A 17,802-nucleotide genomic window follows, 5' to 3' on the forward strand; every position below is an offset into this window, starting at 1 on the left:
GTTTTAAATCCCAATAGATCCCGATTCCATGGCCTTTCCAATGCCTTTCTTGAGTTTCATCATGGCCTTATAGGCCAACTGTGCCTTGTTGACAGGAATACTGGGCACTTTTACCCCTGCCTTGAACAACAATTGCCTGGCAGCCTGTTTTTCATTGGCGGGCAAGCCCAAAAGGGCCGCAAAGAATTGCTTGGGATCCTTGTCGAGAAGGTTCCGGGCATGGTACGTCTCCACAAAATTCCTTCGATAGCCGAATTGTTTATCAAAGTTCTTTTCCGCAGCCCGATAGAACTTATCCCTATCAAAACCCTGTTTGACCTTCTCCCCATTAAGGATGGTCTCCGAGGTACGGAACTTGGATCCTGGGGAGAGGCTGTGGGAATTGGTCACATCCTTTCGGCTTACGATGATATGGATATGGCTCTGGTGGCCTTCCTTGGCCATCCCGGGAACGATGCGCTTGCCATCCTGTTTATGGGGTGCCTCTGTTTCCAACACCTGTATTTTTTCCTGAAGTTTGGCCATGTCCCCTTGCTCCCGTCCCTCTTTGATGGCCCTGATCTGGTGCTGCAGTTCCAGGATCTTACTGGCATAGGCCTGGTTCTCCTTGACTTTTTTGTCCTTTTCGGAATAGACCCTTTCCCTTTCCAACTTTGCAAAATACAGCACATCCTTCACTGAAACTTCCTTCTCCCTATAGAAGGAGGCGGCATAGGTCTTCATCAGTTCCCGGGTATACTGTTTCAACCTTTCGGGCTCATTCCCGATATGTTTGAGCTCGGCTTGGGAGGGACTGACCATGATGGAATAGAATTTGGGGTCTTTCTTGCTGAGTTTGGAGGTATTGGCATCGATCTCGGCAATGACCCGCTGGACATCAATGTCATTTTCGGTCTGGTTAAAGAACAATTCTTGATCTTCCGGGGCCTTCCCTTCGTTCTCCTTTTCCAGATAATTGACAAAATCACTGGCACCATCATGATAGTTATCTCCCAAATGTTGTCTTGTGATGGCAATGTACATGCTTATATATTTTTGAGTTTTGTTCGGTACTGTTCAATGGCCCCGGGTTTGAGGTCCAATTTGAGGTGGTCCTTCCCGAAGCGGTTCTTGGCCACCGATACATGGTCCAGCACATGGCCAAAATCAGTTTTAAGACCCTCCAATTGTTCCTTCAAACGTTCATGCACTATTTTGGGCACAGTGGTCTCCTTATCCAAGAGTTCAGGGTTACTGGAGGCATTTATCTCGGTCAATTGCTTTTCAAAAAACTCAAAGTCACCTTCCCACTCATCATCCTCTTCAGGATCCAGTTCCTGCTGAAAGAGGGCCTGCATCATGCTGACCGTGGGAAGGGTCTGTTCTTTCTCGATGCTTCGCATGATGGCCACCATGGCATTGAAGCGCCGCCTTATGTAGTGTTTCATACTCGCCATGGTCTCCCCTAGGTGTTGGTCCGGGGAGATTCCATGTCGTTCAAAAAAGTCAATCATGGCCAAAAGGGTCAGTGATTGGGATTTTCCAAATAGTTTGGAAAAACGTCTAAATTTCAACAATACAGGTTCCTTGATACTCAAGCTCTTGAACCGTTCATTTTTGCTTTCATTTTCCATAATTCCGTGAAAAATCCTTTGATTTTATTGGGCTCAAGACCGTTTTCCGTGAAAACCACCTTTGCCCATTTTCCCTGCATCCATCTTAGCCCCCATAAACAGGGACTTGCGGAGCAATCATGATCGGTAGCGCTGCGCCAGCACGCTATCCTCTTGCTCTTCCTTTTTGTGCGAACGCACAAAAATTATCGCACAACATGGTTTAAAAACCAGTTGCATTTTTAAGTAAAAGTCAAATCGAACGGAGTACGGACTTTAGGAAAGTCAAACCAATCTACCGAAATAGATCAAAACAGTTCCGCACTTAAAATGCTGTTGGAAACCAACCCTTTAAAGATAGAAAAACCAATGTTCAGGTCATAAAAAAAAGCCCATCATAATGGATGGGCTTCGATGGTGTGTTTTAGGGTTCACATATTGAACACGAAATCATAATTGTACAGATTTCGCATGGCTTCCCTTCGACTCCGCTCAGGGCAGGCTTCAATTGGATATCATGGTGGATACCATAATATTGGCAAATTGGCGCAATTGTTCCCAAAACGGCTTTCCACATCCTCTTTTGATACGGAAAGCAAACGTTCCTGGGTTTCGCTATCAAGGTTTGTAAAGTTCAAATAGACCATAATTCAATGCTTAAGAAATTCATTGTTCACAAATCATAAAGGCTAGGGTCAAAACCATCGGGGTAATCGCCGGGGTCATATTGCTGTTCCGTCCCTATTTCAATTTCGGTCATTTCCGTATCTGCTCCCATAGCTTCATCCCTATAAAATTCCATTATCGGCAAAACTATAATACCTTCCATCGGGTGCCAGAATGATATGATCCAAGACCTTGACATCAAAAAGCTTGGCAGCCTCTTTGATTTTTTGTGTCAATTGTCTGTCCTGTTGACTAGCCTTGAGCTGTCCAGAGGGATGGTTATGGGCAAGGATGATGCCAACGGAAAGGGTCTTTAGGACAATCGCAAAAAGGATGCGCATATCCACCAAGGTTCCCGTGATGCCCCCATGGGATAATGGGTAAATGCCCTTGACCTTATTGGATTGGTTGAGCAAAAGGATTTTGAAGCATTCGTTCAGACCGATGGTATCGGAATCCCAGCTTTCGAAGAGCAATCGTGCCACATCATTGGAATTGGTAATGGAAAGCGATTGCAGGGTGCTCAGTTTTTCCCTATAACTGATCTGTATTTCGTTGACGCTGTGTTCCATGTCATCTATTTTGAATATAAATAAGAAAAGGGTGCCCCAAGAATTTGTGGAACACCCTTGTCCATTTTACTCAGTGGTATTGTTTTCACCACCGCCCAACAACAGGATTTCACTGGCCACAACCTCAGTGACGTAACGTGTATTGCCCTCTTTGTCCTCATAGGAACGGGAGGTCAATTTTCCCTCGATACCGATTTCCTTGCCCTTGGTCACGAACCCTTCGATGATGTCGGCAAGCTTGCCCCAACCGATCACGGTGTGCCATTCGGTATTGGTCACGCGTTCCCCTTCGGAGTTCTTGTAATGTTCGTTGGTGGCCATGGTCAGACGCGCTACACGCTTCCCTTTGTCAAGGTCTGTGATCACGGGGTCTTGCCCCACATTTCCGATAAGTTGCACTTTGTTTCTCAATGTACTCATGATAAAAAGTTTTAAAGGTCTGCCGTCTTCCTCTATTGGACAGATTAGCAAACAGGGTTAAAAATTTCCCCTATTTTTTTGGTCATTGTTTCCCAAATTTTAAGGGGCGTTTGTTTGCTTCTTACGTGCATGGCACAATAAAAGAAGGGGGTTCTGTCAAGGCTTTTGGACAGAAATCGGGAGGCTCCGCGACGTAGCAAAACCTTTAGCCATGCCTGCGGCAGGCAAGGTTTTCAAGGAAGTGGAAACCCTATTTCTGGACAAAACTTGTCTTGGCCTTGACAGGTTCAATGAGGGCCTTAGGAATTCCATCTGACCCATTGACAAGGGAGCGTACGGGAAGTTGAGCGACTGCGGGCGATGGTGTCCTGATGGGAAGTCCTTGGGCCCTGCCCTGTTTTTCGATGCCCCGAAAAACAACAAGGGCTTCTTTTATTACCGACCCCTTAAAATTTGATGGGCGGACGGACGGGTTTGCGGCCTTTCCCGGCAAAGCCCCAAGAAGGGTTTGCAAAGGAAGGGCGCACCAAAAATCCGTTTGGACGACTTCCGTATTGGCCAAATGATAATACATCAACTATTGCGATGGTATTGGGTCGAAAGTACTTGAGTCATCCTAGGATTTGGTTTCCCTTCAGTCTTTCTGGAACAGCTCCCCTTGATGGTCTTGAGAATCTCTGATGTCCTTGGAACTTGAAGTTTTCATACTATCCTTTAAGGCCTTTCTTCGTTTTTCATAGATCCAGACCCTTAACTTTTTCAAAAGACCCATCTCATATTCGGACAACTGTTGGGGTGCCACTTCCTCCATGGCCTCGATTTGTCCATCCCTCTTAAAGGTCTTGGCATACTGGAGACCACACCAAGTGTAGATGTTCGCCCATTCACTGGGCATGGGAGATTCGAAGGTCCTGGGCATCATATAGGCCACAACTTCGGTCAAGGAAGCCATGTGTTCCCCGCGCATCTGGGTCAACATTCGGGCCATGGTAATATACTCCAATAGATATTTGGGCACCGCATCCTCCCATGGTGAAGAATATACAATAATTGGACTTTGCAATAGGTCCATAAAGTCAAGGACAACAATTAATTCATGACCATAGGCTTTGATACATATCTTTAATCGGTTTGAATTAGAGCAAGTCATCTTTGAAACCGTTTATATGTTCAAAAACAGAAATAGCCATGGCACAGTATACAAAAAGGGAAAAGACTGAAATCCTTTCCCTTTGCAAAAAAACGAACTAAACTAACTGTATTTTATCCAAGGTTCCTGAATGTATCCATACCATCCTTGATACTTCCTTTAGCTACAATCAATTACCTAAATGCCACTACAACATCATTTACCTTATATTTACCTTCTACTTCCTCAATAATACTTCCTGAAGGAATTTCAACCAAAACCCTAGCTTGGTCAGCTGGAATCTCAACATTCGTTTTCATGTCCGCCCCTTCGGCAACTATTTGATGGGAAACTATGTCGTACAAATCAACTTTTTGCTTGCTTTGGCATTGATACGTTACAGTTTTCGATTCCTGATGGGGATTGTACAATAAAAATGTAGGATACGATTCTTTTTTGTAAAAATCGGTGGCCAAACAATTCAACTTAAGGATTCCCGGCACATCGGTACTTTCTATAATGGCCCCTGCAATGCCTACATGACCACTACCATAAACACTGAATTGTGATACATCAGGGTTATTCGGATTCCAATGGGGACCGTCCCCAATAGCAATAGGTGCCTCCATATCGGGATAGCCCTCCAAATGCACGTTCTTGATCAGTCCTTCATAAGCAATGACTCCCTTTGTATGCTCCTTTTTGTTGGGCAGGGTCTGATGATTATCGGCCATTTCGTATGGGTAAAAGAATTTGGAGGCGTTGGCCGCATTCAACATCCACTTTCCAATGGTCGAAGCGTATCTAGTATCGTAGCGCACCATTGGCACCAAGGGCCACATGGTGTCATAGGTGTTCATTAAAAACGCAAAGCCCCCATGATCTACAGTGCTGCCTACCAGCCCAGATACATCATACCCGTTCCAGTTGTCCAAAAGTACGCCCCAACCTTCACGACAAACGGAATCTCCATTAAAGGTCCAATCCAGCAACTTATGGTAATCGTAATTTGTTCCCTGTTCTGCATTCAAACGGGCTGCCGTGTATGCCCCAAAAGGCATTAAAATCTCATAGAAACGGTTTTCTTCCAGGGACAAAAGTGCCTCTAGAGCAGATTTAGCCCCATCAAGGTATTTTGGTTCATTAAATTTTTGATATGCTGCATACAAAACATACGCATGCCCCGCTGCGGCATCTTCTTGGTGACAAATCCAATTATCCTTGGGTTCCATTGCACCGTAATCAAAAAAGGTATGTCCATAATTTCCAGCCAATATGGAATCCGCTTCATAAAAACGATCGGCAATTGATTTTTGCAAGCGCTCAAAATCGGGATGTTGCGGGTAGAAATCGGCCACTCCGTAGAAAAGTAGGTTGGGATACACATCATACCACCAATCCCTACCATAGCCACCACCCAAGAGGGCCACTTCAGGGCAGGTATTGTTCATCATAATGTCCCAGCCAGTTTCTGAGTTAAAATAATTTTTCAGCATGCCCACATAATCCTCTCCGTTTTGGTCAGACTTGTCTATGCCCACCAAGGAGGCACCTAAAACGGAGCTTATCGTGTTCAGGGATTCATGGAACATTCCTTGGTTGTTTTCCGGACCTTGTCTGGCATCGCCCAGGGCGGTATAGATCCCAAAAGTTTCCTGATCAAAATTTTTCTTGCTCCCATCCATCCAGACCAATGGCCAATACTCGCCGGTCTGGGTACTGTCGTAAACGATTCGGTCGTAAGATAAGGCCAAGTCTTCAAAATCAAGGATTTTATAAGGCTTGGGCATATAAGGCATGCTGTCTATACGTGCAATGGGCTTTTGGGCCACGGACTGTGGCACTGCCTTTTCAGTTTTTTTGCAAGAGGTCGTCAAGATCAAAAAAGTCCCTGCTATGGCAGCAAGGATGGTTTTATTCCATTTCATGTTCCAGTTCTTTTTGTTTTTTCAATAATTGTTTAGCAATTATTATGGAAATCAGTTGCAATGTTCCTATAATTAAAAGGGCATATCGTAAAGCTATTTCTGTGCTTCCAAAATAGGCAAGTGCAAGAAAGGTCAATGCCCCGATAAACCTCCCTACATACAATCCAAATTCATGGTTGAGAATATATGAAAACTCATTTCTTCCCTCAAATTTGGCCAAAACGTCTATCAATTTCAATTGAATGGGAAAATACGCAATATCCAGAATTGGCCGTGCAATCAACAAAAACAACATGAACAGGATCACCCCTGTGGCATTGAACAGCAATCCGTTGAAGAAAGCGGCCAGAAAAAAGCAAACTAGACCCACACTAAATATGGCCAGTCTATGCTTTGGTTTGGAATACTTGCCCAAAAGCAGCATGATGAACGCAGCGATCAGGGCACCGACTGATTGGGCCGTGCCCAAAGTTCCCTCAGAACCAAAGAATGTCATCATTAGCATCGCTGGAGCGGTTACAATAAACCCTTGGGCCAATCCTTTTAAGTACGACATCTGTATCATCTTCTTCCAGACCGGATGAAACTTAAAATAAAGAAATTTTTCGCTCTTGGGTTTTTCGTACGACCCCATGTGAAAAATCACAGAGGCCAGTATGGTTATGGCAAAAACAACCACGGTGACCATTTGGTAGCGTAAATTAACGCCTTCATTGGCCATGGAATCGCCATTGACAAGATACCAGCCCACCATAATGGGTACAAGTACCCCAGTAACCGTGTAACAAAAAGTATCCAGGCCGTAGTAAAAATTACGGGTGAAATCTGTGGTGGTGGTCAGTACCAAATAATCCCGATTGGACCAGTAGAGCCCAAAAGACATTCCCATGATGAGACCGGCCATGGTCAACCCCAAATAACTGATCTCATCCAAGGACATCATCACCACCATGGAAACACCGCTAAGGAGCATGCCCAAAGAAAACAGTTTTTTAACATCTATCCGGTTCAACAGATAGCCATTTACCAGAAAGGTCAAAGGTATTCCGGAGTAAATGGCCAGTTGGTACAGCATTACCTTGGCGGGGTCGTTTGAATTTCGCATAATGTAGGAGGCCACAAAAATATCCACCACTGGTAATACAAATGCGTAAACAAGATTGGTGATGATAAGAATTTTGGCACTTTTGGAGAAATCTCCCCATCCTATTCCAATTGATTTTTCCATTTTTTAGCTTAAGGTGTTGAGAATTTGGGTTATGGATAGGGTGGCCAAGGCCATGTATTCATCCGAAGCTCCGTAGTACATATGGATTTCGTCTCCATCCACTACGTGGCCATTGGTAAAAATGACCTCGCCAAAGAATCCTTCCTTTTCATAAATTTCCTCGGGCTCCATAATGGGTGTTTGGGACCGGGATATTACTTTCGATGGGTCGTTGAGGTCCAACAACAAAGCACCAAGGCAGTATCTGTGTCTGTGGTTTGCCCCATGATAAATGGCCAGCCATCCTTTTTCAGTTTTTATGGGTGCGGCCCCGGCACCCAATCTGGCACTATCAAATGCGTTGGGACGGGTTCTGGCGATACATTTGTGGTTGCCCCAATGTATTCCATCAGGGGATTCTGCAATCCACATATAATTTCCGCCAAGCTCGGGACTACTTGGCCTATGGAAGGCATAGTACCGTCCGTTGACTTTCTCTTCGAATAGGGCACAATCCTTGTTGTGCGGACTAAATATCATACCGTGGGAAGTAAAATCCTTCCAGTCGGTGGTGGTTTTCAACCCAACACCCACACCTTTGGGGGAAACCATGGTGTAGGTAAGGTAGTAGGTGTACTTTATCTGCGACACACGGCAATCTTCAATTCCATAACTTTCATAGGCGCCTTGACCAAAAAGTGGGGGAAATTCATCAGATTCCTTAAAGTTTACGCCATCCGAACTGAACAAAATCCTAAGATGGGATATTGTGGTGAGGTACTGTTCACCATCGTAAGTGATGACACGGGCATCTGAATTGTCCAATTTTGGATCATCAAGGGAAAAGTCCACTATTTTCAACTGTCCCTTTTCATCATAAATGGGCACAGATACCATTCCTTCTTTTTGTTTTGTGCGTTCGGCCACCCTAAGAACAATGCCAGTTTTTCCATTGTAGGTGAATGCACCGGGATTCAATAGGCATTCAATGATCATTTGGGGCTGGCTTGGTTTTAAGTCCTGTGGGGACAATAAAGGATTTTGCCCATGGCGGGCCACTACCTTCTTCATACGTATGTGTCTTGTGTTAATGTAGAGCAATTCAACCTGTTTGGATAGTGGCAAGTGCTTTACCTGCCACTACCCTTTTCAGGTCTTCCCAGATTTAGTATCCGGGATTTTGGATTATGGAACCTCCTGATTTATCTATGTCTGTTTGGGGGATGGGGTACAAATTATTGTGGGCTTGAAAGTTTTTGCCCAAATCTTGAAGTACGGTCTGTGCAATGCCCCATCGCTTTAGGTCATTGAATCTTTGTGATTCAAAACCTAGCTCCACCCTTCTTTCGGATTGGATCCATGCCCGCACCTGGGCCTGATCGTTACTATTGGGCCTGTCTGGCAATGTACCCACAGGCACAACTTCTCCACTTGCGGTAGGTGAGTTACGCGCCCTTTCCCTAATTTGATTGATAAGGGCAACGGCCTCCAAGGGGTCACCGCTCTCGTTCAGGGCTTCGGCCTTCCAAAGCAGTACATCGGCATAGCGGATGTAAATCTTGTTGCCCGGAGAATCATCATTCCCTTTATACTCGGTCAAAGACCCCATAATCTTGGGAGAGTGTTGGTTATCCACATTTATGGTGTAATCCAAGCGGGGATCATCAGATTCAAAGGCAGTCAAAAAATCATCGGTAGGCGCAAAAAAGCCCCAACCAGAAACAGCGGCCAGTCCGTTACCATTGCCCGGATTTTCACCTGATCGGTGATCGTAGGCAAAAATGACCTCTTGGTCGTTGAACTCCATGCCGGCATCAAAGGCATCAAAATAGTTGCCGTTTAGGTCATAAAAGCCCAAGTTGTCCAACTGGGTTATAAAACTTAGAACCTCAGCCCAGTTTTCGCCATAAAGGGCCAATTTTGCCTGAAGTGCAATAATGGCTCCCACGGAAACCCTCCATGGGTCCGTGGCATCTTGTTTTATCTGTGGGGCAAGGTCCCTAGCCGTTTGCAAATCGACCCCAATTTGGGTCATTACCTCATCTTTGGGAGCCCTTACCGATACCGAAAAGGCCTCTTCAAACGATTCTGGGGATTTTAAGATCAATGGGACATCACCAAAGTTGTTCACCAAATCAAAATAGTAATAGGCCCTAAGAAAGTACGCCTCGGACAAAAGCTGATCTCTTCTAGCAGAGGATATCCCTGTCTTTTGCACCACTTCATCATCGGTTAAAAACCCAATGGCAAGGTTACTTCTGCTGATGCCTTCATAGTCGTATGTCCAAATTCCGTTGAACGCCTGATTTTCGGGTGTAAACACAAAGTTCCCGATTTCGTCCATCCAAGCTTGGTCACCGTCCGGATTCCATTTTTTGTTCATGTCATTGGCTGCCATATCCTGCAAAATAATATCGTTGCGGAATACGGTACCTAGGTCCCAACGCCATCCGGGTATAATACTGTTCAAGGTATTCCGTAAAGGTTGATACGCGGATTCAACCGCAGATTCAACCGTTTCCATGGTAGGATCGGTATCCACTTGGTCCAGAGTGAGCAGACCAATGGGATCGTTGTCGAGTTCACTGGTGCAAGAAACCACAACCGTGAAAGACAACAGTAGCAAAAAGGTTTTATATAGCTTTTTCATCTTGATTTTTTTTGTGATTAGAATTTAGCGTTTAGTCCAAGGAGTACTGAAGCCGAGCTCGGGTAGGTACCCTTATCTATCAAATCCGTGGTTTCTGGGTCCAAGCCCGTATAATCCGTAGAGGTCCAAAGGTTCTGTCCAGAAATATATAATCTTAGGGCGTTTATGCCACTTATATCCTTAAGGGTATACCCCAATTCGATGTTCTTGAGCCTTATGTAGGAGGCGTCCTCAACAAAAATACTGGATATCCTGCTGCTACCATTGTCCTCAAAAGCAACCCTTGGCACACTGTTGGTACTGTTCTCGCCATCCCAAGCATTTAAAATTGCCGTGGTAAAGTTGAACGGTCTGGTATCATAATCTACGATTTTCTTTCCATCGTTATATCGGTCTGCGCCTTCCACACCTTGAAAAAGAAAGGAAAAATCCCATCCTTTGTAAGATGAATTAAATGCCAATCCAAAGGTTAGATCGGGAATGGGCGATCCAATGAATTCACGGTCATTGTCCGCACTTATGACGCCATCGCCATTGAGGTCCTTAAAACGGATGTCCCCGGGCTTAGCGGACGGATTGGGTATGCCGCTAAGGTGTTCATCAATCTCGGCCTGGTTCTGATAGATGCCTTCCATGCGGTATCCGTAGTAGGCATTAAGTGGTTGCCCTACAGTGGTGCGCGTTACCTCGCCTACAATGTTGGGGAGATTGGGGTGCAATTTTTCCACCTCGTTGTCCAAAGTGGCCAAGTTGGCATTGATGCTGTACTTAAATTCCTTATCGGAATTCTGATAGTTGACAGACAGTTCAAAACCTTTGTTCCTTACTTCCCCCGCATTAAGGATTGTAGGTTGAACGTTCCCCACAATGGACGGCAAGCTTATGGGCAAAAGGATATCACTGGTGTATTTGTTGAAATACTCTGCCGTTATGTTCAACTTGTTCTGAAAAAGTCCCAAATCCACTCCAAAGTTGGTCTGCTCTGAACTTTCCCATTTTAGATCTGGATTTCCAAAACGATTGGTCTTTACGATACCGTTTTCTTGACTGATCAAAGTTAGGTAGGTATAGTTGTCTATTTCTTGGTTTCCAAGAATACCCCAACTGGCCCTGAACTTTAAATTGGACAACCAATCCACATCACTCAGAAAGGCCTCATCCGAAACTTTCCATCCCGCCGATACCGATGGAAAATACCCCCACTGGTTGTTCTCTGCAAATCGGGAAGAGGCATCGGCCCTTAGGTTGGCCGTAATCAAATATTTATTGTCAAAGGAATACGAAGCCGACCCAAAATAAGAGAATAGTGCCCATTCCGATGCAGATCCACTGTTCCAGATATCTAACTCTGTACCGCCATAGTCCAAATAACGGAATTGCCCAGTGGTATACGGGAACCTCGCCCTACTGGCGCCGATTGAGGAGGCATAGTTCGTGATGTACTCCATTCCGATCAAGGCACTCAAATCGTGCTTTTCGTTCAAATGAGTTTTATAATTAAGGGTGTTGTTCACCGTCAGGGTAAAGGCTTCCCCTCTAGATTCATTTAAGCTGTTGGGCCTGTTTTGCCTTCCCAAACCAGCATCTATGGCATTCCCACCTCCATCATCATCACCATAATTCTCATTGAACACTTTATTATGGAAAAGTGAAAGGTCGACACCCACATTTGTCCTGAATGTCAAATTCTTATCCTTTAAAAAACGATATTCCCCGAACACGTTGCCAAAGGTCCTGTACATTCGCTCCGTATTATCGGTAAAATAGGCACGGGCAATAGGGTTGCCCACCATTTCGTACATACTGCGCTGCAATCCGACATCATAGCCTGTTTCGGTGTAGAACGGCATGTCCGTGAACGGGTCCCTTTCGGTATAGGTGGGGTCACTGGCATCTTTGTAGACTGGAATCACAGGGGCTCGCAAAAGGGCATACCGAATAAGACTTTCCCCTCTTGATGCCACCAAATCATTCTTGTCATAAGAAAGTTGGAGGTTGGTCCCGATCTTGATACGATCTGTCAAATCAGCACTTATGTTTGTTCTGTAATTTATCCGTTGGTATTTGTCATTATCATAAACTACAATTCCATCTTGACCAAAATACCCCAAGGACATTAGGTACTGTAATTTTTCATTTCCGCCACTGGCAGTCAGTTGCAGGTTTTGCGTCCGTCCGGTTTCAAAAAGTTCGTCCAACCAATTAGTGTCGGCGAAATCGGAACGTCCTCGATCTGCAGTGTAGGGGTTGTCTCCTGTATAGGTGTTGTCCCAAGCTTTTTCGAGCGTATTGATATACTGCGCAGCATTGAGCATATTGGGTAGGTTGGTGGCCTTATTGAATCCATTGAAATAATCCACATTAAAGGACATCTTTCCTTTTACCCCTTGCTTTGTGGTTATCACCACCACACCACCTGAGGCCCTGGAACCATAGATAGCGGCAGCAGCAGCATCCTTGAGAACAGTAATGGACTTAATATCGGCTTGGTTCATAAACGCAATATCCCTGGAAGGGATTCCATCCACAATGTACAATGGATTATTATTGCCAATGGTTCCTTCGCCTCGTATCCGTATTTCAACGGGGTCACCTGGGGCCCCTGTGCTAGCGGTTACCTGTACACCAGCCACTTGCCCTTGAAGTGCTTGGGACACATTGGCCACCCTTGTTTTCTCAAGATTCTCTACATCAACCACTGCAACTGCTCCTGTAAGATCAGCTTTCCTTTGCGTGGTATACCCTACTATGACTACTTCATCCAGCTGTTGGGCATCTTCGGCCAAAACCACTTCAATACGGGTTCTGCCATTTAATTCTATTTCCATTGGCATAAAGCCAATACTGCTTACCACCAAGATGGCATCGGTGGTTACGTTCTGCAACGTAAAGTTTCCATCAAAGTCAGTTGCCGTACCAGAAGTAGTACCCTTGACCACAATACTGGCACCTGGTATGGGAACCTGTCCATCCGAAACATATCCTGAAACATTTAATTGGGCATTTCCGGTGCATATACCCATGAACAGAAAAAATGCGATGAACGATTCTTTTAAAAATGAGTTAGATTTCATATTTCGCAATTTTAGTTTGTTTGAAATTGTTAGTATGCATTTTGTTTGTTGGTATTTTATGAATTTCGCGATCCATCAAATGTACAGATGGTACAATTCGCAGTTGTACACTATATTTTCAAAAGTGTACACCTTGATTTAAAAATCTGATTATGAGATATATAATTTCTCAATAACGAACTGTTCGTGTAGTCTCGGGGATAGCTTTGCGGTTAAACAATCAGAAGATAGTAGTGTTGGGAAAAGGTGGATTCCCAGATTTCCACTATTTATCGTTTTCAATGGTTTGCTCTTGGGGAAGGTCTTTCTTGTGAAACAGTTGATAATCCTTCGGGGTCTTGTGAAACAATTTCTTGAATTCCCTATAAAAGTATGATCTGTTATTGAATCCAGAACGATAACATACTTCTGTAACCGTTAGATTTGTTTTTCGAAGAAGCTCAGAGGCATGTCGTAATCGCACCGTTCGGATAAGATCCCCAGGCGAAAAGTTTAACAATTCCTTGGTTTTTCTATAGAGTTGAGATGAACTCATACCCAACTCCTGCTCTATAAAACTACTTTGAAGCTTATCGTTTTCCATATTACTGACAATAAGCCCCATAAGTTTTTCAATAAACAACTTATCATCATCCTGCGTGATCAGGGCTGTTAAATCTTCAAAAAGGGAGCCTTGGGAAAAGTGTTTCAACATGCGCTCCCGTTCTTCCAACAGCTTTTGGATTCGCATCATCAAATAGTCTGGGTGGAAAGGTTTTGATATATAATCGTTGGCCCCACTTTCTATCCCTATTATTTTTTGGTCCATGGAGTCCTTTGCCGTTACATGACAAAAGGAATATGACAGGTATCCAAATCATTCTTCACCCGCTTGCAGAGCTCCACCCCGTCCATAATGGGCATCATTACATCACTCAGAATAAGGATGGGTTCTTTCTTTTTAATTAGGTCAAGGGCTCTTTCACCGTTTGGTGCGGTTTCCAAATAATACACATTTCCCAGCAGTTCCTCCAAAAGAAATTGAACCTCCGGGTCATCTTCCACCACAAGTACGTAGTCCCGTGTTTTTTTGGTCTGCTGTTCCAAGGTCTCCAGTTTGCCATAAACCGATTTTGTATCTTGATTCTCCTCGCCTTGATCAGTGATATCCCTTAGGTGCTGGGAGATGTATGGTGTGGGTGATGACAATTCTCCTGAAACGTCTGTTTTTCCACACGGTAACGCCACCCTAAATGTGGTATTTCTGTTGGGTTCACTTACCACTGATATGTTACCTTTCAATAATTGCACTAGTTTTTTGGTGTAGGCCAGCCCAATTCCTGTTCTAAACATGTTTGACCCAACTTCCTTGTCTTGCTCCAACAGATAGAACTTCTCAAATATATCATCCAGTTTTTCCTTTGGAATTCCTTTTCCGGAATTTACTATGTTGAGGACCAAGTTCCTTTCCCCATCGAGTTCATGTAATTTAATATCCAGCTCTATGAAGCCTTCTTCAGGGGTATACTTGAATGCATTGGAAAGAAGGTTAAAAATAATTTTCTCAATCAAATCCTTATCAAACCACCCCAAGAGGTTCTTGGGCAGATTTACCACATAATTGATGTTTTTCTTGAGGGCCATTTCATCAAAAAGCTCCGCTATCTGTTCCACAAGGCTCACCAAATCAAAATGTTCACTGTTTATTTTTAAATGCCCATCCTCAGCCTTTCTAAATTCCAAAATCTGTTGGGTCAGAAAAAGTAATCTGGACGTATTTTTCTTCACCATATCAAAATACTTTTTGGCCTTTTCATCAAAAGACATGGTTTCCCCCAACTTTTGGACCGGAGCCACCATCAAAGTAAGTGGGGTCTGAAGTTCGTGTGCCACATTGGTGAAAAAATCAAGCCGATTTTCATGTGCTTTTTCCTCCTGTTTGCGTATTAGGATGTTATGTGCCAGTGATCTTCTTTTCTTATAATATTCCAAAGCAAAAAGAATAATAAGTATCAAAAGCACGGAGTAAAGTATCCAAGCTGTGACCGAACGCCAGAATATTGGAGCTATATTGAACCGGACAGCTTGCACGGGTTCGCTCCATACACCATCCCCATTGGTCCATTTAAGCCAGAGCTCATATTTCCCAGAGGGTATATTGGTGAACGAAAGGTTGGTCCTGGCACCAATCTGATTCCAATCGGGGTCAAAATTCTTTAGTTGATAGGCATATCTACATTTCTTGTTGTTGATGAAGGTCAGCGCAGAGAACTCGATGTTAAGAAAATTCTGGTTATGTTTCAACTCGATGACCGAAGGTGAAAAACCTTCTGGACGGATGACCAAATTTTGATCATAGGGCGCACTTCCATCCTGACCACTTATCTTATTGATGAATAGGTTGGGTACCCTAACCGAGGCATTTATCCGTTCTGGGACAAAATAGTTAAAGCCTTTTCGTCCCCCCATAAAAATGTACTTCGTACCGGCATAGGCAGCTCCGTCACCAAACTCATTGTCTTGCAACCCTTCTTCCTTGGTGTAATTATAAAAAACCTGATCGGCAATATCGAATTTTGAAAGGCCATAATTGGTGCTCACCCAAATATTTCCAGCTCTATCTGAAGTAATTCCATGTATGGTATTACTGGGCAATCCATCTTTGACCGTATAACGCAAAAAATCACTTTCACCTGTATACCGGTTAAGCCCAAAGCTCGTGCCAATCCACAACTCACCCTTAGGGGACCTGTACATACAGAGAATATCATTGTTGGACAAGCTTTTTGGATTACTTTCATCGTGCATGTATACACTAAAGGTCTTCGTTTCTTTATTAAAAAGGTTCAAACCTCCCAGACGGGTACCTATCCATAAGGATTCATGGTCCCTGGGTACAATGGAGTAGATCATGTTACTGCTTATCTCCCCTATTTCGCCCCTGTTCCCCATATATTGTTCAAATTCCTTCAACCGTACCCCTTTGCTGGTTCGGATAAGCTTAAATCGGACAAGTCCAAATCCACTGGTTCCTGCCCAAATCATTCCATCTTCACCTTGGTACAGCGCATAAACAGATCTAAATTGTGGCAAGTTGGATGTTCCTTTTATTTCATCCCATGGCACAAAGGTGTCCTCTTTTAAATCATATAATGAAATCCCAGTACCATCGGTTCCAATGAGCAGGAAGCCTTCCTTGGTATGTTGCAGTGAATAGACTGCGTTGTTAAGTCCACTGTTCTCTTGATTAAGATTGACATACTTTAACTTTTCATTTTTTTGACCCAAAAAGTCCGATGGAAAACGAAATACCCCATTACCCTTTGTTCCTATCCAAAAAGAATTATTTGGAACCTCAAGGAAGGAACGGACAATAGTTCCTTCAAAGTCCGGGATTTGTTGACCAGACAATCCGTGAAAGGGCTTGTTGTTTTGATGCAACCGAAAAACCCCTTCTCCATCCGTTGCGGCCCAATAAATCCCTTCAGTTCCCTCAAACAAGGCCGTAAGCTTGTTGCCATTCAACATACTTAACCATTTTGGGGTAGATACACCTTTATTTTTCCCCACCAAAAAGTGTTGGGTATCCGATGAAATCACAACACCATCCTTTATTGAACCAATCACTGAACTAGGTTTGTCCAGTTCCATTTTTTCCTGATTCTCTGTGTCGGTGGAGAAAATAATGGGAGTACCTTCAAAATTGATCAAAAGGAGATTTTCCTTGTCCAAAGCCTCAAAACTGAGTATGTTTTCCACAAGTGTTGTATGCCCCATGGCCTTTACCATTCCCATCTCTTGTTGAAGTTGAAGCATGAAAAGTTGACCTGATGCATCCAAAACAAGGAGCTTCTCTTTTTCCAAAAACTTCATCTGCACAATCGGAGATTTTAACAGTGTATCGTCCCAAACCTTTTCAAAAGAACCTTGATTGAACATTCCTATTCCCCATTCCTTGGCATATGCAAAGAGCCTTTTGTCAGGAGACAAAGCCATGTTGAATTCAGTATCCGTCAAAGTGACCTTGTCCTTTTTTGAAAAATAGAACCGTTCAAAATTGTCCGTTTGCTTATCATATCTATTTATGCCGTGCATGGTGAGCACCCATACATTGCCCTGTACATCTTCAGTGACCTTTAACACCACCTGATTGCTCAAAGAGCTATCGTTGTTGAGCTCGGGCCTAAAAACCTTGAAACTATTACCATCATATCTGTTCAGTCCATCCCATGTTCCCAGCCACAGGATATTGTCGGAATCCTGAAAAACAGTGTTTACGGAACTGTGTGATATTCCTGTTGCATTATCAAGTTGTTTTAGAATATAATCTGTATCAGATGAAAAATTGTTCGAAGGAGCTTTTCCCGAAAGTGGGTTGGCCAAAGAATCTTGATTTGACATACAGTACAAACCCTGTACCCCTATCAAGCAGGCCAGCAATGACAAAAAAACCAGTGTTCTTTCATAGTTCCACATGAAATAAAAGTATCAAATAAGAATCAAAGTAAGTGAAAGTTTTACGGGGCTTTTGTTTTTGGAACTTTCCCAGTTGGTAAGAAACAGAAAATTCAGTACAAGACAATTG

Annotated in this window: 14 protein-coding genes; all 14 read right to left on the minus strand. The window is 43.8% G+C overall.

Annotated elements, in window-relative coordinates; genetic code table 11:
- Nucleotides 1-3 precede the first annotated feature (3 nt).
- Nucleotides 4-1,023 (minus strand): MobB family relaxase, encoded by a 1,020-nt coding sequence (gene mobB / locus ACFSJE_RS16140; protein ID WP_379831899.1) that lies wholly within the window; start codon nt 1,021-1,023, stop codon nt 4-6.
- Nucleotides 1,024-1,025: 2 nt separating this feature from the next.
- On the minus strand, nt 1,026-1,613 hold the full coding sequence (locus ACFSJE_RS16145; protein ID WP_379831900.1) for a BfmA/BtgA family mobilization protein: 588 nt from the start codon (nt 1,611-1,613) through the stop codon (nt 1,026-1,028).
- A gap of 652 nt (nt 1,614-2,265) precedes the next feature.
- Nucleotides 2,266-2,394, minus strand: a complete 129-nt coding sequence (locus tag ACFSJE_RS16150; RefSeq protein WP_379831901.1) for a hypothetical protein — start codon at nt 2,392-2,394, stop codon at nt 2,266-2,268.
- Nucleotides 2,381-2,830, minus strand: a complete 450-nt coding sequence (locus tag ACFSJE_RS16155; RefSeq protein ID WP_379831902.1) for a JAB domain-containing protein — start codon at nt 2,828-2,830, stop codon at nt 2,381-2,383. Before ACFSJE_RS16155 ends, ACFSJE_RS16150 begins: the two co-directional genes overlap by 14 nt.
- Nucleotides 2,831-2,896: 66 nt before the next feature.
- On the minus strand, nt 2,897-3,250 hold the full coding sequence (locus ACFSJE_RS16160; RefSeq protein ID WP_379831903.1) for a single-stranded DNA-binding protein: 354 nt from the start codon (nt 3,248-3,250) through the stop codon (nt 2,897-2,899).
- A 250-nt stretch (nt 3,251-3,500) separates the two neighbouring features.
- A complete protein-coding gene (locus tag ACFSJE_RS16165; protein WP_379831904.1) occupies nt 3,501-3,824 on the minus strand; it encodes a hypothetical protein in 324 nt (107 codons plus the stop codon).
- Between the two features lie 60 nt (nt 3,825-3,884).
- Nucleotides 3,885-4,400 carry a hypothetical protein gene (locus ACFSJE_RS16170; protein WP_379831905.1) on the minus strand — a complete coding sequence of 172 codons (516 nt, stop codon included), beginning with the start codon at nt 4,398-4,400 and terminating at the stop codon, nt 3,885-3,887.
- Between the two features lie 173 nt (nt 4,401-4,573).
- Nucleotides 4,574-6,307, minus strand: coding sequence for a glycoside hydrolase family protein (locus ACFSJE_RS16175; protein ID WP_379831906.1), 1,734 nt, complete (start codon nt 6,305-6,307; stop codon nt 4,574-4,576).
- Nucleotides 6,294-7,535, minus strand: coding sequence for an MFS transporter (locus tag ACFSJE_RS16180; protein WP_379831907.1), 1,242 nt, complete (start codon nt 7,533-7,535; stop codon nt 6,294-6,296). Before ACFSJE_RS16180 ends, ACFSJE_RS16175 begins: the two co-directional genes overlap by 14 nt.
- 3 nt (nt 7,536-7,538) lie before the next feature.
- The gene (locus ACFSJE_RS16185; RefSeq protein ID WP_379831908.1) at nt 7,539-8,585 is read right to left on the minus strand and encodes a glycoside hydrolase family 130 protein; all 1,047 of its coding nucleotides are present in this window, start codon (nt 8,583-8,585) and stop codon (nt 7,539-7,541) included.
- Between the two features lie 94 nt (nt 8,586-8,679).
- The gene (locus tag ACFSJE_RS16190) at nt 8,680-10,164 is read right to left on the minus strand and encodes a RagB/SusD family nutrient uptake outer membrane protein (RefSeq protein WP_379831909.1); all 1,485 of its coding nucleotides are present in this window, start codon (nt 10,162-10,164) and stop codon (nt 8,680-8,682) included.
- A gap of 17 nt (nt 10,165-10,181) precedes the next feature.
- Complete coding sequence (locus tag ACFSJE_RS16195) at nt 10,182-13,238, minus strand: SusC/RagA family TonB-linked outer membrane protein (protein WP_379831910.1); 3,057 nt, start codon at nt 13,236-13,238, stop codon at nt 10,182-10,184.
- A gap of 265 nt (nt 13,239-13,503) precedes the next feature.
- Nucleotides 13,504-14,046: an AraC family transcriptional regulator gene (locus ACFSJE_RS16200; protein ID WP_379831911.1), complete on the minus strand. Its 543-nt coding sequence runs from the start codon at nt 14,044-14,046 to the stop codon at nt 13,504-13,506.
- A 14-nt stretch (nt 14,047-14,060) separates the two neighbouring features.
- Nucleotides 14,061-17,618 carry a two-component regulator propeller domain-containing protein gene (locus ACFSJE_RS16205; protein ID WP_379831912.1) on the minus strand — a complete coding sequence of 1,186 codons (3,558 nt, stop codon included), beginning with the start codon at nt 17,616-17,618 and terminating at the stop codon, nt 14,061-14,063.
- Nucleotides 17,619-17,802 lie beyond the last annotated feature (184 nt).

The sequence above is a fragment of the Flagellimonas iocasae genome, assembly GCF_042682725.1.
Classification (GTDB): Bacteria; Bacteroidota; Bacteroidia; order Flavobacteriales; family Flavobacteriaceae; genus Flagellimonas; species Flagellimonas iocasae.

Bases quoted from the DNA above. Each gene is read 5' to 3' on its own strand.
- mobB (WP_379831899.1), bottom strand. From the start codon at position 1,023: ATGTACATTGCCATCACAAGACAACATTTGGGAGATAACTATCATGAT.
- ACFSJE_RS16145 (WP_379831900.1), bottom strand. From the start codon at position 1,613: ATGGAAAATGAAAGCAAAAATGAACGGTTCAAGAGCTTGAGTATCAAG.
- ACFSJE_RS16150 (WP_379831901.1), bottom strand. From the start codon at position 2,394: ATGGAATTTTATAGGGATGAAGCTATGGGAGCAGATACGGAAATGACC.
- ACFSJE_RS16155 (WP_379831902.1), bottom strand. From the start codon at position 2,830: ATGGAACACAGCGTCAACGAAATACAGATCAGTTATAGGGAAAAACTG.
- ACFSJE_RS16160 (WP_379831903.1), bottom strand. From the start codon at position 3,250: ATGAGTACATTGAGAAACAAAGTGCAACTTATCGGAAATGTGGGGCAA.
- ACFSJE_RS16165 (WP_379831904.1), bottom strand. From the start codon at position 3,824: ATGTATTATCATTTGGCCAATACGGAAGTCGTCCAAACGGATTTTTGG.
- ACFSJE_RS16170 (WP_379831905.1), bottom strand. From the start codon at position 4,400: ATGACTTGCTCTAATTCAAACCGATTAAAGATATGTATCAAAGCCTAT.
- ACFSJE_RS16175 (WP_379831906.1), bottom strand. From the start codon at position 6,307: ATGAAATGGAATAAAACCATCCTTGCTGCCATAGCAGGGACTTTTTTG.
- ACFSJE_RS16180 (WP_379831907.1), bottom strand. From the start codon at position 7,535: ATGGAAAAATCAATTGGAATAGGATGGGGAGATTTCTCCAAAAGTGCC.
- ACFSJE_RS16185 (WP_379831908.1), bottom strand. From the start codon at position 8,585: ATGAAGAAGGTAGTGGCCCGCCATGGGCAAAATCCTTTATTGTCCCCA.
- ACFSJE_RS16190 (WP_379831909.1), bottom strand. From the start codon at position 10,164: ATGAAAAAGCTATATAAAACCTTTTTGCTACTGTTGTCTTTCACGGTT.
- ACFSJE_RS16195 (WP_379831910.1), bottom strand. From the start codon at position 13,238: ATGAAATCTAACTCATTTTTAAAAGAATCGTTCATCGCATTTTTTCTG.
- ACFSJE_RS16200 (WP_379831911.1), bottom strand. From the start codon at position 14,046: ATGGACCAAAAAATAATAGGGATAGAAAGTGGGGCCAACGATTATATA.
- ACFSJE_RS16205 (WP_379831912.1), bottom strand. From the start codon at position 17,618: ATGTCAAATCAAGATTCTTTGGCCAACCCACTTTCGGGAAAAGCTCCT.